The sequence below is a fragment of the Streptomyces cyaneofuscatus genome, from assembly GCF_000718135.1.
Classification (GTDB): Bacteria; Actinomycetota; Actinomycetes; order Streptomycetales; family Streptomycetaceae; genus Streptomyces; species Streptomyces cyaneofuscatus.
The window spans coordinates 111,437-125,084 of sequence record NZ_JOEM01000005.1; the positions used below are offsets into that span (position 1 = coordinate 111,437).

11 protein-coding genes and 1 pseudogene are annotated in these 13,648 nt (G+C 70.6%); 4 read left to right on the forward strand and 8 right to left on the reverse strand.

Annotated elements, in window-relative coordinates; genetic code table 11:
• Positions 1 to 196 precede the first annotated feature (196 nt).
• The 4 genes from IF17_RS0109545 (at position 197) to IF17_RS0109560 (ending at position 5,825) form a co-directional block, all read left to right on the forward strand.
• Positions 197 to 760: a beta-class carbonic anhydrase gene (locus IF17_RS0109545; protein ID WP_030564151.1), complete on the forward strand. Its 564-nt coding sequence runs from the start codon at positions 197 to 199 to the stop codon at positions 758 to 760.
• Between the two features lie 210 nt (positions 761 to 970).
• The gene (locus IF17_RS0109550) at positions 971 to 2,026 is read left to right on the forward strand and encodes an AAA family ATPase (protein WP_026241481.1); all 1,056 of its coding nucleotides are present in this window, start codon (positions 971 to 973) and stop codon (positions 2,024 to 2,026) included.
• Complete coding sequence (locus tag IF17_RS0109555) at positions 2,026 to 3,408, forward strand: DUF58 domain-containing protein (protein ID WP_030564154.1); 1,383 nt, start codon at positions 2,026 to 2,028, stop codon at positions 3,406 to 3,408. Before IF17_RS0109550 ends, IF17_RS0109555 begins: the two co-directional genes overlap by 1 nt.
• Positions 3,405 to 5,825: a transglutaminase TgpA family protein gene (locus IF17_RS0109560; RefSeq protein ID WP_030564156.1), complete on the forward strand. Its 2,421-nt coding sequence runs from the start codon at positions 3,405 to 3,407 to the stop codon at positions 5,823 to 5,825. Before IF17_RS0109555 ends, IF17_RS0109560 begins: the two co-directional genes overlap by 4 nt.
• A gap of 204 nt (positions 5,826 to 6,029) precedes the next feature.
• Here the strand turns inward: IF17_RS0109560 and IF17_RS0109565 are convergent, their stop codons facing one another.
• From IF17_RS0109565 to IF17_RS01000000136260, 8 genes and pseudogenes are all read right to left on the reverse strand, one after another.
• The gene (locus tag IF17_RS0109565; protein WP_018511987.1) at positions 6,030 to 6,434 is read right to left on the reverse strand and encodes a DUF3040 domain-containing protein; all 405 of its coding nucleotides are present in this window, start codon (positions 6,432 to 6,434) and stop codon (positions 6,030 to 6,032) included.
• A gap of 302 nt (positions 6,435 to 6,736) precedes the next feature.
• A complete protein-coding gene (locus IF17_RS0109570) occupies positions 6,737 to 7,495 on the reverse strand; it encodes a class I SAM-dependent methyltransferase (RefSeq protein ID WP_030564158.1) in 759 nt (252 codons plus the stop codon).
• A 125-nt stretch (positions 7,496 to 7,620) separates the two neighbouring features.
• Positions 7,621 to 8,148: an SAV_6107 family HEPN domain-containing protein gene (locus IF17_RS0109575; protein WP_030564160.1), complete on the reverse strand. Its 528-nt coding sequence runs from the start codon at positions 8,146 to 8,148 to the stop codon at positions 7,621 to 7,623.
• 154 nt (positions 8,149 to 8,302) lie between these two features.
• Entirely contained in the window at positions 8,303 to 9,277 is a 975-nt protein-coding gene (locus tag IF17_RS0109585; protein ID WP_078615845.1) for a TniQ family protein, read from the reverse strand.
• Positions 9,274 to 10,332: an AAA family ATPase gene (locus IF17_RS0109590; protein WP_030564163.1), complete on the reverse strand. Its 1,059-nt coding sequence runs from the start codon at positions 10,330 to 10,332 to the stop codon at positions 9,274 to 9,276. Before IF17_RS0109590 ends, IF17_RS0109585 begins: the two co-directional genes overlap by 4 nt.
• The gene (locus IF17_RS0109595; protein ID WP_032771829.1) at positions 10,329 to 12,386 is read right to left on the reverse strand and encodes a Mu transposase C-terminal domain-containing protein; all 2,058 of its coding nucleotides are present in this window, start codon (positions 12,384 to 12,386) and stop codon (positions 10,329 to 10,331) included. The genes IF17_RS0109590 and IF17_RS0109595 overlap by 4 nt, the downstream gene beginning before the upstream one ends.
• A gap of 2 nt (positions 12,387 to 12,388) precedes the next feature.
• The gene (locus IF17_RS0109600) at positions 12,389 to 13,024 is read right to left on the reverse strand and encodes a TnsA-like heteromeric transposase endonuclease subunit (protein WP_342342159.1); all 636 of its coding nucleotides are present in this window, start codon (positions 13,022 to 13,024) and stop codon (positions 12,389 to 12,391) included.
• 238 nt (positions 13,025 to 13,262) lie between these two features.
• Positions 13,263 to 13,639: pseudogene (locus IF17_RS01000000136260) on the reverse strand (transposase family protein); the annotation flags it as partial.
• Positions 13,640 to 13,648: the final 9 nt, after the last annotated feature.

Here is a 13,648-nt window from a genome sequence, read left to right on the forward strand (position 1 = left end):
AGTCCACCCTGCCATTCGATCGATTCGCGATCAACGAACCGGGCAGCGAGTCGCGCCACCCGTCCGGAAGCGGCGACGCCACCCGAACGGGCGCGTTTCCTGGTGCTTGTGGGTTAGCTCACAACAAGACCCGTTGACGTTCTTTGTCCGCTCTCACATCCCACCCGGACCAGGTGGGAAGGCTAACGTCGTAGCCATGTCGACTTCTGCTCACTCCCCCGCCGACTCCCTGACGTCCACCGCCGCGGCGGTCCGCGAGGGGGGCCAGGTCACCGATCAGCTGGTCGAGGCGAACTCCACGTACGCCAAGGGCTTCCGCGACCCCGGGATGGACGCCAGGCCGGTCCTCCAGGTCGCCATCGTCGCCTGCATGGACGCCCGTCTCGACCTCCACGCCGCGCTGGGTCTCGAACTCGGCGACTGCCACACCATCCGCAACGCGGGCGGTGTCGTCACCGACGACGTGATCCGCTCGCTCACCATCAGCCAGCGGGCGCTCGGCACCCGCAGCATCGTCCTCATCCACCACACGGGCTGCGGCCTGGAATCCATCACCGAGGAGTTCCGGCAGGACCTGGAGCGCGAGGTCGGCCAGCGGCCGGTCTGGGCGGTCGAGGCCTACACGGACGCCGACCAGGACGTACGTCAGTCGATGCAGCGGGTGCGGACCTCGCCGTTCCTCCTGCACACCGACGACATCCGCGGTTTCGTCTTCGACGTGACCACCGGTCTGCTCCGCGAGATCAAGCCCGCCTCCTGACCTTCGCCCGTCCCGGCCCACCCGGCGAAACACGGCAGAGACTGACAAATCACACCCACTTATCCACAGGCAAGTGACACGAAGCGGTAACGGCAACAAGAATGCGTGGGTGACCTCCGCCGGGCCTTCCGGAGGAGCGTCCGTATTTCGGGGTGGGCCGGGTGGATACGTACGCCCCGGCCCATGCGCAAAAGGGCCGAGGAGGGCCGGGTGACGACCTATGACGATCGAGCGAGCCTCACAGATCTGACCACCACAGCGGAGCGGGTGCGCAGGTCGGTGGAGGGTGTGATCGAGGGCAAGCCTGAGGTCGTACGGCTCTCGCTGACCGTGCTGCTCGCCGAGGGGCATCTCCTCATCGAGGATGTGCCCGGGGTCGGCAAGACCATGCTGGCCAAGGCGCTGGCACGGTCCATCGACTGTTCGGTGCGGCGCATCCAGTTCACGCCGGATCTGCTGCCGTCGGACATCACCGGTGTGTCGATCTTCGACCAGCAGCGGCGCGACTTCGAGTTCAAGCCCGGTGCGATCTTCGCGCAGATCGTGATCGGCGACGAGATCAACCGTGCCTCGCCGAAGACGCAGTCGGCGCTGCTGGAGTCGATGGAGGAGCGCCAGGTCACCATCGACGGCAAGACGTACGAGCTGCCCGACCCCTTCATGGTGGTGGCCACCCAGAACCCGGTCGAGATGGAGGGCACCTATCCGCTGCCCGAGGCCCAGCGCGACCGCTTCATGGCCCGGGTCTCCATCGGCTATCCGAGCCCGGAGGCCGAGCTGCAGATGCTCGATGTGCACGGGGGCGTCTCCCCGCTGGACGACCTCCAGCCGGTGGCGCACGCCCACGACATCGTGAAGCTGATCGACGCGGTCCGTACGGTGCACGTCGCCGACGCCGTGCGGCGGTACGCGGTGGAGCTGGTCGGGGCCACCCGCAGCCACCCGGACCTCAGGCTCGGTGCCTCCCCGCGCGCGACGCTGCACCTGCTGCGCGCCGCGAAGGCCTCGGCGGCCCTCAGCGGCCGGGACTACGCCCTCCCCGACGACGTGCAGGCCTTGGCCGCGCCCGTGCTCGCGCACCGGCTGCTGCCCACCGCGCAGGCCCAGCTGAACCGCCGGACGGCGGAGCAGGTGGTGCTGGAGATCATCCAGCGCACCCCGGTCCCGACCTCGGCCGGTGGCGGTCCCGTGCCTCCGCCCCAGGGCGCGCACGATCCGGGCCGCCCGCTCTACGGTCAGCAGCAGCCCGGCACCCGGCGGCTGTGATGACGGCCGGCGAGCCCGGCGCCGTGCAGGACGGCTCCAGCAAGGGCGGACTGCGGGCGGCTTTCGGCGGGCTCACCACGCGGGGACGCTCCTTCCTCGCCGCCGGGGTGGCCGCCGCCGTCTGCGCGTACGTCCTGGGCCAGGCCGACCTGCTGCGCGTCGGGCTGCTGCTGGCCGTGCTGCCCCTGGTCTGCGTGATCGTGCTCTACCGCACCCGCTACCGGGTGACGGGGACCCGGCGGCTGACGCCGTCCCGGGTGCCCACGGGCTCGGAGGCCCGGGTGCACCTGCGGATGGACAACGTGTCCCGGCTCCCCACGGGGCTGCTGATGCTCCAGGACCGCGTGCCGTACGTGCTCGGGCCGCGGCCCCGGTTCGTGCTGGACCGGGTGGAGGGGGGCGGCCGGCGTGAGGTGTCCTACCGGGTCCGTTCCGATCTGCGCGGCCGCTATCCGCTGGGCCCGTTGCAGCTGCGGCTCAGCGACCCGTTCGGGATGTGCGAGCTGACCCGCTCGTTCAGCGCGTACGACACGCTCGTCGTCATCCCGCGCACGGTCCCGCTGCCCGCTCTGCGGCTCGCGGGCGAGGCCTCGGGGTACGGCGACGGGCGGCAGCGTTCGCTCGCGCTGGCCGGTGAGGACGACATCATCCCGCGCGGCTACCGGCACGGCGACGACCTGCGCCGGGTCCACTGGCGCTCCACCGCCCGCTACGGCGAGCTGATGGTCCGCCGCGAGGAACAGCCGCAGCGGGCCCGCTGCACGGTGCTGCTGGACACCCGGCAGGCCGGGTATGTAGGCGCCGGGCCCGACTCGGCTTTCGAGTGGGCGGTCTCGGGGGCGGCCTCCGCCCTGGTGCACATGCTGGAGCGCGGCTTCGCCGTACGGCTGCTCACGGACGACGGGAACGCGGTGCCCGGGAGCGGGTCCGACGGCTTCGCGGGCTCGACCCAGGAGTCGGCGGACTCTGCGGGCCTGATGCTGGACACGCTCGCGGTCGTCGACCACTCCGACGGCGGCGGGCTCTCGCGCGCCCACGATGTGCTGCGCGGCGGCGACGAAGGGCTGCTGATCGCGTTCTTCGGCGATCTCGACGAGGAGCAGACCTCGGTCGCGGCCCGGATGCGGCAGCGCACCGGAGCGGCGGTCGCCTTCGTCCTGGACAGCGCCCGCTGGTCCGGCGGCATGGAGCTGCTCCTCGGCCCCCCGCCCGGGCAGGCCGAGGAGCGGCTGCGGAAGCTGCGCGAGGCGGGCTGGATCGTGGTGCCCGTACCGCCGGGGGCCGAGCTGCCGGCGGTGTGGCAGCTGGCGGGCCAGATGCGCACCGAAACCCAGTCCGCCGGCAACGGCGGTTCGACAGGTTTCCCGGGGGGATGGTCATGAGCGGGCGGGCCCGGCTGGCGCTGTGCGCCTTTGCGGCGACACTCCTGGCGTCGGGGGCCCTGCTCCCGCTGGTGGAGGGGGCGGGCTGGCTCGTGCAGGCGGTTCTGCTGCTCGGGGTCCAGGGCGGGGTGGGCGCGCTCGCCCGCCGGGTTCCGCTGGCCCGGTCGCTGACGATCGCCTCCCAGACGCTGGTCACCCTGCTGCTGCTGACCGTGGTCTTCGCGAGGGACCAGGCCGTGTTCGGCGTGCTCCCGGGCCCGGAGGCCGTCGTCCGCCTCGGTGAGCTGCTGGTGGCGGGCGGCGAGGACATCGGTACGTACGCCATCCCGGCCCCGATGACGGACGGCATCCGGCTGATGGTGGTCGGCGGGGTGGTGCTGATCGGGCTGGCGGTGGACGCCCTGGCGGTGACCTTCCGCAGCGCGGCACCGGCCGGACTGCCCCTGCTCGCCCTGTACTCGGTGGCCGCCGGACTCGGTGACGGCGGGACGGGCTGGCTCTGGTTCCTGCTGGCGGCCTGCGGCTATCTGCTGCTCCTGCTCGCGGAGGGCCGCGACCGGCTCTCCCAGTGGGGGCGCGTCTTCGGCGGTGCCAACCGGTCCCCGGGAGGCCTGGCGGACGGCCTGTCCGGCCGGGGCGGAGGTGCGTCCGCACCGGTCCGCACCGGCCGGCGCATCGGTGTGCTGGCCCTGGGCATCGCCCTGGTGGTCCCGCTGGCGCTGCCCGCCATGGACAGCGGTCTGCTGGGCGGCCGGGGCGGCGGGAACGGCAAGGGCAGCGGTGGCGGCACCATCACCGCGGTGAACCCGCTGGTGTCGCTCAAGGACAACCTCAACCAGCCGGACAACCGGGAGGTGATGACGTACCGCACCAACGCCGAGGACCCGCGCGACCTCTATCTGCGGATCATCTCCCTGGACGAGTTCAACGGCAGCGAGTGGCGCTCCTCGACCCGCCGTCTCACGGATGTGCCGGACCGCCTCCCGCAGCCCACCGGGCTGGGCCGGGACGTCTCCGTCACCGAGATCCGCACGAACATCTCCTCCTCGCCCTCGTACCAGCAGAACTATCTGCCGCTCCCCTACCCGGCGAGCGAGGTGGCGATCGAGGGCCGCTGGCGGTACGAGCCGGAGGGCCGCACGCTCATCGGCGACGACGGGCAGGACACCGGCGGCGCGCAGTACGAGGTCTCCAGCCTGATCGTCGAGCCGACGGCGGCCCAGCTGGCGGCGGCCGGACCGCCGCCGGAGAAGCTGCGCAGCGAGTACACGCAGGTCCCCGACTCGCTGCCGAACGTGGTGGCCGAGGAGGCCGAGAAGATCACCGAAGGCTCGGCCAACGCCTACGAGCGGGCCGTGAAGCTCCAGAGCTGGTTCGCCTCCGAGGGCGGCTTCACGTACGACACCTCGGTCAGTTCGGGGACGGGCTCCTCGGCCATAGCCCGGTTCCTCCGGGACAAGGAGGGGTTCTGCATCCACTTCTCCTTCACGATGGCCGCGATGGCCCGGACCCTGGACATCCCGGCCCGGGTCGCGGTGGGCTTCACGCCGGGCACCCTCCAGGCGGACGGTTCGACCTCGGTCGGGCTGCGGGACGCGCACGCCTGGCCCGAGCTGTACTTCGAGGGCGTCGGGTGGACCCGCTTCGAGCCCACCCCGAGCCGGGGGGCCACACCGACGTACACCCTGCCGGAGACCCCCACGGACGGTGCGAGCGCTCCGGCTGAGCCGTCGGCCGGTGCCTCCACCGCCCCGTCGGCGGTCCCGTCCGCCTCGGAAAGCTGCTCGCCGCAGATGCGCCGACAGGGTGAGTGCGGTCTGTCCGCCGCGCCCGGTCCGACGTCCCCGACCGACGAGTCCACCCCGGCCGGCACGGTCGCGCTGGTGGTTCTCGGTGCGCTGCTGGTCCTGCTGCTGCCTCTGCTGCCGCTGCTCTGGCGGATCCGCGTGAGAAACCGGCGCCTCGGTTCCGGGGGGCGTACGCCCGCGGACGCGAAGGCCAGGGTCCTGGCGGCCTGGCAGGAGATCACCGACTGCGCCTGGGACTACGGCATCGCGCCGGACGAGTCGCTGACGCCCCGCAAGGCGGCGGCCCGGATCGTGCGTCTGGGCGGGCTCGACACCATGGCGGCCGAGGCCGTGCACCGGATCGCGGGCGCGGTGGAACAAGTGCTGTACGCCCCCGAGCCGCGCCTCGCGGCCGGGCTGACCGAGGACGCGCTGGCGGTGCGGGCGGGGCTGGAGGCCAACGCCGGCCGGGGCGCACGGCTGCGGGCGAAGCTGGCACCGCGCTCGGCCGTCCGGGTGGCTTGGGCGGTCTCGGACCGGTGGGCGGCGCTCGTCCAGCGGTGGACGGACCGTCCGGGGCGCGGCCGCTGGACGGCCCGGTGGCGCCGGCTGTCACGCCAGCACGGCTGAGGCGGAGGCGGGGCCCGGCCAGGACCGCGTGGTCCTGGCCGGGCCCCGCTCGTCCGTCCGCCCGTTCATCCGTCACAGAGAATCCATGCGCCGACGGCTAAGGGGCGGCCGCAGAAACGCGGCCGCCCCTCACCCATCAGTGTCGTACGTCGTGCCAAGCACGGCCCGCCCCGCCATGAGCTCCGGAGCCGGGCCGGAAGATTCTTACTGGCCCTGTTCGTCGCGGCGGCGCTGCCACCGCTGCTCGATGCGGTTCATCACCGACCGGCGTTGTCTGGGTCGTCGGCGCGAGCCGCCGTCCCCGCCGTCCGCGGCGGCCGGCTGCTGTTCACCGGGCTTCGGCGCCTTGCGCCATCCGGTGACCGCGAGCACGGCACAGCCGAGCATGACGAGGAACCCCACCACGCTGATCCAGATCTGCTGGGCGACCATTCCGGCCATGAGGAGCGCGATACCCACCAGGAAGCCAGCGACCGCCTGGTAGACCCTTTTACGGGTGTACGTACGCAGCCCGCTTCCCTCGAGCGCTGTCGCGAACTTGGGATCTTCGGCGTACAGCGCTCGCTCCATCTGCTCGAGCATGCGCTGCTCGTGCTCCGAGAGCGGCACGGGATCCTCCTCGTCGTCGGCCGCGGGGGCGACCGGTATGCGGCCCTTCCAGGATAGGCAGGGATTCGCCCCCGTGAAACCCGCCCTCTAGCGTTCAGCCAGTCCGGACCGCTATGTCGGCTCGGCTGCTGAGGCGTAGATTCCCCGACGACCGATCCGTCATGCCGGATGGTGTCACCCGATCATACGGGGCTCCTGCCCGCTACGGGGGTCCCGAGTCCGACTCCGTGCACAGCTTCGTTGCTGATCAGCCCCGTACCGGCCCTCGCGGGGGCTTCCGGGGGCCGGTCCAGGCGGCCGGTTCAGGGGCGCTTCTCGCCGAGAACGTGCAGCTGGGTCGCGACGGAGTGGAAGGCGGGCAGCTCCGCGACGGCGGCTTCGAGCTTGAGGAGCGCGTCCATGGCACCGGGCTCGGTGTCCACCAGGACGCCCGGCACGAGGTCGGCGAAGACCCGCACGCCGTGCACGGCGCCGACCTCCAGGCCGGCCCCCGAGACCAGCTCGGCGAGCTGCTCGGCGGTGAAGCGGCGGGGCACCGGGTCGCCTTCGCCCCAGCGGCCCGCCGGGTCGGCCAGCGCCTGCCGGGCCTCGGTGAAGTGGCCGGCCAGCGCGCGGGCCAGGACGGCCCCGCCCAGGCCCGCGGCGAGCAGGCTGAGGGCGCCGGAGGGGCGCAGGGCCGCCACCGCGTTCCGTACGCCCTCGGCGGGGTCGTCGACGTACTCCAGGACGCCGTGGCAGAGCACCGCGTCGAAGCCGCCGCGCTCCACGACGTCGAACAGGCCGAGGATGTCGCCCTGGACGCCCCGGACGCGGTCGGCGACCCCGGCCTCGGCGGCGCGGCGCTCCAGCGCGAAGAGCGCGTTGGGGCTGGGGTCGACGACGGTGACGTGGTGGCCGAGCCGGGCGGCGGGCACCGCGAAGTTGCCGGTGCCGCCGCCGGTGTCCAGTACATCCAGGGCGTCCCGGCCGGCCGCCTTGACCTGACGGTCCAGAGCGTCCTTCAGGACCTCCCAGACCACGGCGGTACGGAGGGAGGCGCGGGGGCGCAGCTGGTCCGACACGGCAGATGACTCCTCGGCACGGTGCCGCCTGGGACGGCGGAGCGTGAACAGTGCAGGTGGTGATGTGAGCGTTGACCACCCTATTGCCTCGCACCGCCGTCCCGGTCATCCGGCACCGGCCCGTCTCATCCCGTGGCCGGCCTCCCCGGCCTCGGCTGCGGGAGCACCGGCTGGAGGACCAGCAGCCGCTCCACCAGGCGCAGGAATCGGGCGGCGTCACGCAGCAGGTCGTCCGCGTCCCGGTCGTCGGCGGCGCCGGGCATGCCCGCCTCCGCGCGGGCCCGGCGGGGCGCCCCGGAGGCGAAGAGGTCGCTCCAGTCGGTGAGCTCCGGGGCTATCTCCGGGAGCACCTCCCAGACGCTCCGGATGCGGTCGCGGTGGCGCTTGTTCGTCTCGGGGCGGCCCCGGGCGGCCAGCACGGCGGCCGCCGTGCGCAGGGCCGCGAGGTGGGCGGTGGCGTAGCGCTCGTTCGGTTCGTGGAGCACGGCGGCCTCGTCCAGGCCGGTGCGGGCCTTGGCGAGCAGGTCGAGGGCGGCGGGCGGTGCCGTGGTGCGGCGCAGCACGGGGTGCACATCGTCGGCGGGACCGGTCAGTGAGGGGGCAGGGCTGCCTGCGCGGCGCCGCGGGGCGGCGGCTGCGGACGAGCTGGCCATGACGAACCTCCTGTCGTCGTGTGACGGCTCCGTGGCCGTATGTGTCCATGGTGACGGGCCCCACTGACAATCGGTCAGAACCCTTCCCTGACCTGCTGTTCCTTCTCCGCGAGGGTGGCGAGCGGGGCGTCCTCTGAGCTGGGGTTCGCCATGATCACTGAGCGGTTCTCGGTGTTGCCGTCTCAGTAATCATGGCGATTTTTGGGTTCCGCCAACGGGCCCTGTCCATCTGGAGCATGTAGAAGAACTTGTTGATGGGGTCGCCCGTTGGGTTGCGCCGGGGGTCCAGGCCGAGGCGGGATCGCAGGTGTGCTTTGAACTCCCACTCACGGAGGTCACGGCGGTAGTGGCTTGGGTCCAGGTAAATGGGCACGAGGGCGAAAGCGAGGGTCACGACTTCCGGGTGGGTCATGACGTGGGCAGGCAGTTCGTAACTGCGGAACCCCGTTGGCAGGCCCAGCTGCCTGCGGCGCTGTTGCCAGAGATCTTCGAATTTCGGCTCCCGGCTTGGGATGGGAATCCAGCCGCTGATGATCCAGCGGGCATCTCGGACGCAGCAGGCCATGATGTGGTTACCGTGGACCTTCCGAAGCTTGCGAAGGCTCCGTTGTGCCCGTTCGATCTCGGGGACCGCCGCAACATCCCAGGGCTCTGGTGACTGCCAGATGTGGTGGCGGTGACACACGATGTCGGGCAGGGCCAGGTGCGCTCGGACCGCGGCGCTGACGCCTCGACGGAGGGTGCACTGTCGGCAGATAGTCGCGTTGGGCGAGTGGGCTTGGCGCAACCAGACAGTGGGGACGTCGGTGGGTAGCGCCGATGACTCTTGGGTGGCCCAGGAGAGCGCCGGAAGAGCCTTGCGCAACCGTTCGATGGGAATCCCGGACATGACGACAAGCCGTGCGACGGCGGGATGGTTGAGGGTGGCTTCCCAGGGCAGCGTTGCGCTGCTCGCTCCGGCCCTGAAGGGCACTCCGATATGCCTCCAGAGAGCCGTGTGCGGGGTGTGATTGGCGTGCGCGAGACGGGCCACGTAGGAGGGCAAGGACTCGCCTCCCCAGGGGCGCACGGGGATGGACAGGCGTCTTGCGGGTGTCAGGGTTTCAGGATTGTGCTCGTTCCTGTTCATCCGGCACGTCGCTGTGCGGTGCGGGTTCGGCGCGAACGCGCACTGAGCGGTGCACTCGTCTCTGCGGCGGTGTCGAGGGGAATCTCTGCCAACAGCTGCTTGGTGATCTTTTCGGTTCCGGAAGTCATGGCCCGCAGGGCCGCCGCCCTGATCAGGTGCGCGAGGCTGCCGATCATGCCGGAGGTGCGCTGGTAGAGGAAGTCCGCGTGGGCGGTCAGCATCCCGGGGGTGTGTCGGTGAAGTCGCAGGGACTGTTCCATGGTGGCCAGCAGCGCGAGCCATTCCTGCCTGTAGGCGGTGGTGGCGATGGTGAACGGTTCGGCGTGGATGCTGACGAAGCGTCCGGCGATCTGCTTACCGCGGGTGCCGGCGAACAGTCCCGCGGACTCGACGTCGATGCCCGTATAAACGAACGTGGCCGCGATCCGTTCTGACAGGTATTTGAGCTGGTCGGAGACTTCTGCGCCGGACCTGGTGGTGAGCGAGATGTTATGGATCTCGTCGACTAGGACCAGTTCGCAGCGCAGTTCGGCTAGGACCTCGCAGACTGCGTTGGTGATTTCGGTCTGGTTCATGCGGCGCGACAGCGGGAGGCCGAGGAACCGGGCGAACTCGACCGCGAGCATTTTCGGGGTGGCGGCCGGGGGAACGGTGACGTAGGCAACGGGTTGCCGGGGCCCGCAGTCGGCGGGCAGGCGGCGGCGGACGTGCTGTTCGTGTGCCTTGCCGAGCTGGGTGATCGCGGTCGTCTTGCCTGTGCCAGCCTCGCCGGAGACGATCAGGCCGCGGCGGGCGGAGACTTGGCGGCGGTTCAGGAGGGCCAGCTCCCGGCCGGTGCGGATCACTTCCATCACAGTCGGGGTCTTCGCGACGAACAGCTGGGTGTGGTGTTCGGCCCGGGCCTCGTCGTAAAGCTCGCGCTCGATGTCGCTCAGGGCCAGCAGCGCGGAGCTGTCCAGCACGGGGACACTGACTGGGGCGTGCTGGACGAAGCGGCTCCATCCTTCCTTGGCGGTCAGGGGAAACTCGTGGTCGGCCGTGTCGGACGCGGTCACCGGTAGTCCTCCTCGTTGAAGGGGTCGAAGACGCCGAAGGGGATCACCTTGGCCAGCTCGGCTGGCTCACTCTCCGCCTGGTCGTCGTCTCCGTCCGGCGCAGAAGCAGTCCGCAGTGGGGTCGGCGCAGGTGGCCCCCCAGCCCTGGCCGACCGTGCTTCGCGTCCCTCAGCTCCTCTCTGCCGTTCGGCCCGTCGCAGTAGTCCCTCCAAGGCTCGGGCAACGACGGTCTGGTCGTCGCCGTTCTGACCGCGTTCGACGACCTGGCGCCGGGCCTGCCGCCAGAGAGCATCGGAGAACGGGCGGGCGACCAGTGGCAACAACGTCCACTCGGCGGTGATCCAGCCTTCCCCGCGGTGATTGCGTACGAAGATGTGGCTGAGGTCGTGAGGGTCGTAGTGGACCTCCCACTTGCCGCGCTGGACCGCGACGCCCGAGGATTGTCGGCGGTAGGCCGTCAGCTCCGGTGCGTCGTACGTGCGGTTGGCGATCCGGATGCCGTAGTCGTTGATCACTCGCCAGGTGACCGGCAGAAGCTCGATGTAGTCAGACGGCCCCAGCGGCATCGGCAGATAGCCGGTGGCCGACACCTGAAGCGCGTAGGCGTCGTTGGGCGACAGCGACCGGCCAGGCAGATAGGGGTGTACCAGTCCGTCATGCGGGCGCATCTGCCACCCCACGATCACCCATTCCTGGAGCAGGTCATCAAGTTCAGCAAGGGTGAAGGCCGCCTTGCGGGCTGGGTCGACGCCGCGTCGACTGACGTCCCGGCCCGTGTAGCTGGCGATGTGCTGGCAGAACAGGGTGTTGATCGAGGAAAACGTGCGCTCGACAACGCCCTTGTCTGTCGGGGTGCCGGGGTGGGCAAGTTGGATGGAGACGCCTAGACGCTGGCAGGCCGAGGTGAAGGTCCGCGAGAGATAGACCGCGCCGTGGTCAGTGACGATGGTCTCCGGGACGATCACCGGCTTCGCTGCAGCGTGCTCGAACCGGGCGTCGATCTCCAGCAACCGGGCGTGCGGAAGCCGGGACGCCGAGGCGGCAAGCGCCCTCGGCCAGGCTGGCCGCATCGGTTCTGGCACTAGCATCCGCGCCAGCAACAGGGCGGCGTCCACCGCTTTCGTGCTCTCCGGCCGCAGCACCGCCGCGCAGATTGTCCGGGTGGCGATGTCGACCGCAATGGTCAGCTCCGGCCTGCGGACCGCCCCGTCGTCGAGGACCGCCAGCACGTCGAGCTTGGTGGTGTCGATCTGCACCTGCTCCCCTGGCCGGCCGGCCAGGGTCAGAGTGAACGGGCCTTCAGGGCGGTTGGCGTTCTGTCGCCGGGTGGTAGCCGGGCCGAAAGTGTGCCGCCCGGTGGAAAGCCGTTCGGCCAGACGGTAGAAGGCTGGTCGAGAGGGCATCGGGACCACGCCAGGCCCATGCTCGGCCTCCAGAAGCCGCTCGACCCGACGCATCAGACGAGAGCGCGTCCCAGTGGACGTGTCAGTCTCCTCCCCGATCGCTCGGACGATCGCGTTGACAACTCGCTGATCGGCCCGTCCGGTCGGGGACGAGGGCCGTATCGCCCTGCGGTCCACGAGCCCGAGCAGTCCCTGGGCCCGGTAGCGGGCGCGCATCCGCTGCAAGGTCCGCCGTCCCACCGGCCGCCCCAGCGCGGCCAGCTCCTCGGCCTTTGCCCGCTCCCGGTCGGCCAGTACCGTGCGGGCCGGGTCGTATGTTGGTCGAGGGCGAGTGCCCGGTGCGACGTCCGCAGGCAGTCCGCACTCCACCTCAGTCACATGCTGTTCCCAGAACCGGGCCTCGGCCACCGCTTCCGGCGGCACTGAGTCGAGCAAGCCCGCCGATGCCAACTCCGTCGTCTCACCGACCGAGCCGACGAGTGCGAACCCGTCCGAGGCCAGCAGGTAGGGCAGTAGTAGAGCCTGGTCTCGACCGTTGGCGCCGTGCAGGCGTACAGTGACGCCTTCGATGCCGACCACGGTGTGCTCAATGTCCTCGAACAGCACCTGGTCACCGAGTCGGAGCACCCCCGCCCTGGACGTCATTGCCATCGTCACGGCACCTCCACCCGCCGAACAAGGGCGTACTCTCCCAAGACGGCCGATAGGTCCGTAGCCAGCCAGCCCGACCACAGCAAGTGGAACAGCACCGGCAGAGCCGCGATGGGATCGCCGACCCGTTCGACACCGACCCGCAGGGGCGTCTCGCTGGTGAAGGCGTCCAGGCACCGATCGACGACAGGGGCCACCCAGTGCCGTGGGTGCCGGTAGCCTGCCAGCCAGCGGACGTTGGCCATCTGAACCACGTCCGGTGCCCCAACCAGGCGGTACTCCCATCCAATCTCCTGGCAGGCCTGCTCAGTCGCCGCAAACGCCTCAGCATCCCGCGGCTTGATCCGGTCCAGAGGACGGCAGTCCACCACCAGACCAGAGCCGTCCGACCGACGCGCGAACCAGTCCGGAGCATGCGACCGGCGACGACCGCCCACCCCCCAGAACAGCCACATCGGCTGCGACGCGAACCCTGTGACCCGCCTGTCGAAGTCCAGCAGCATCGCATGATCGCGCTCCAGCCAGGACTCGTAGCCGACGTGCCGGCCCACCGTCGCCGACCACCACAACCCTGAATAGTTGCGCTGCCCCTTCCAAGACGGAAACGACCTCACGGGACGACAGTCCTCGAACCTCACGAGTGATGCGTCATGCAGGGCTACACGGTGCTCGCCACCCGCCTTGTCTACATACCCGACTTCGTACCCAGTCCCCGCTCTCGGAAGACCGCCAGTAACTACCCGAAGTGCTCTCACCTGCACCACGGTGACAAGCGGCAGGGGGCGGCATTCGCCACTCTCGCCATGTTCACTGGGACGAGTGGTCGCGCCGTAGGACCGTCACGGGAGGTCGACACAGTGAACTTTTCCATCTTGATCAGGTTGCGAGTTCGAGGGCGATGACGGCACGGACGGCGGCTGTGATCCGGGGGGGGGTGCTGCAGCGGAGCTTCCGCAGGAGCCGCCAGGACTTGAGTATGGCCATGGCGCGTTCGCCGAGGCTGCGAATCTTGGCGTGATCGCGGTTGCGGTGTCGGCGCCAGTCGCGGAGGTGCTTGCCACGGATCGGGACACGGATCGCAGGGCCAGCGTCCTGGTACGCCTTGTCGGCCCAGCACTTGCTGTCGTCTACGTCGAGGGGGCAGGTATGCCGTGGTTCCGGGCCGCGGTCAGGTCGTGTGCGGCTCCCGGCAGTGCGTCCGAGGCCCAGATCAGGCGCCCGGCGGGATCGGCGAGGACTTGCACGTTCATCCCGTCAGGTTG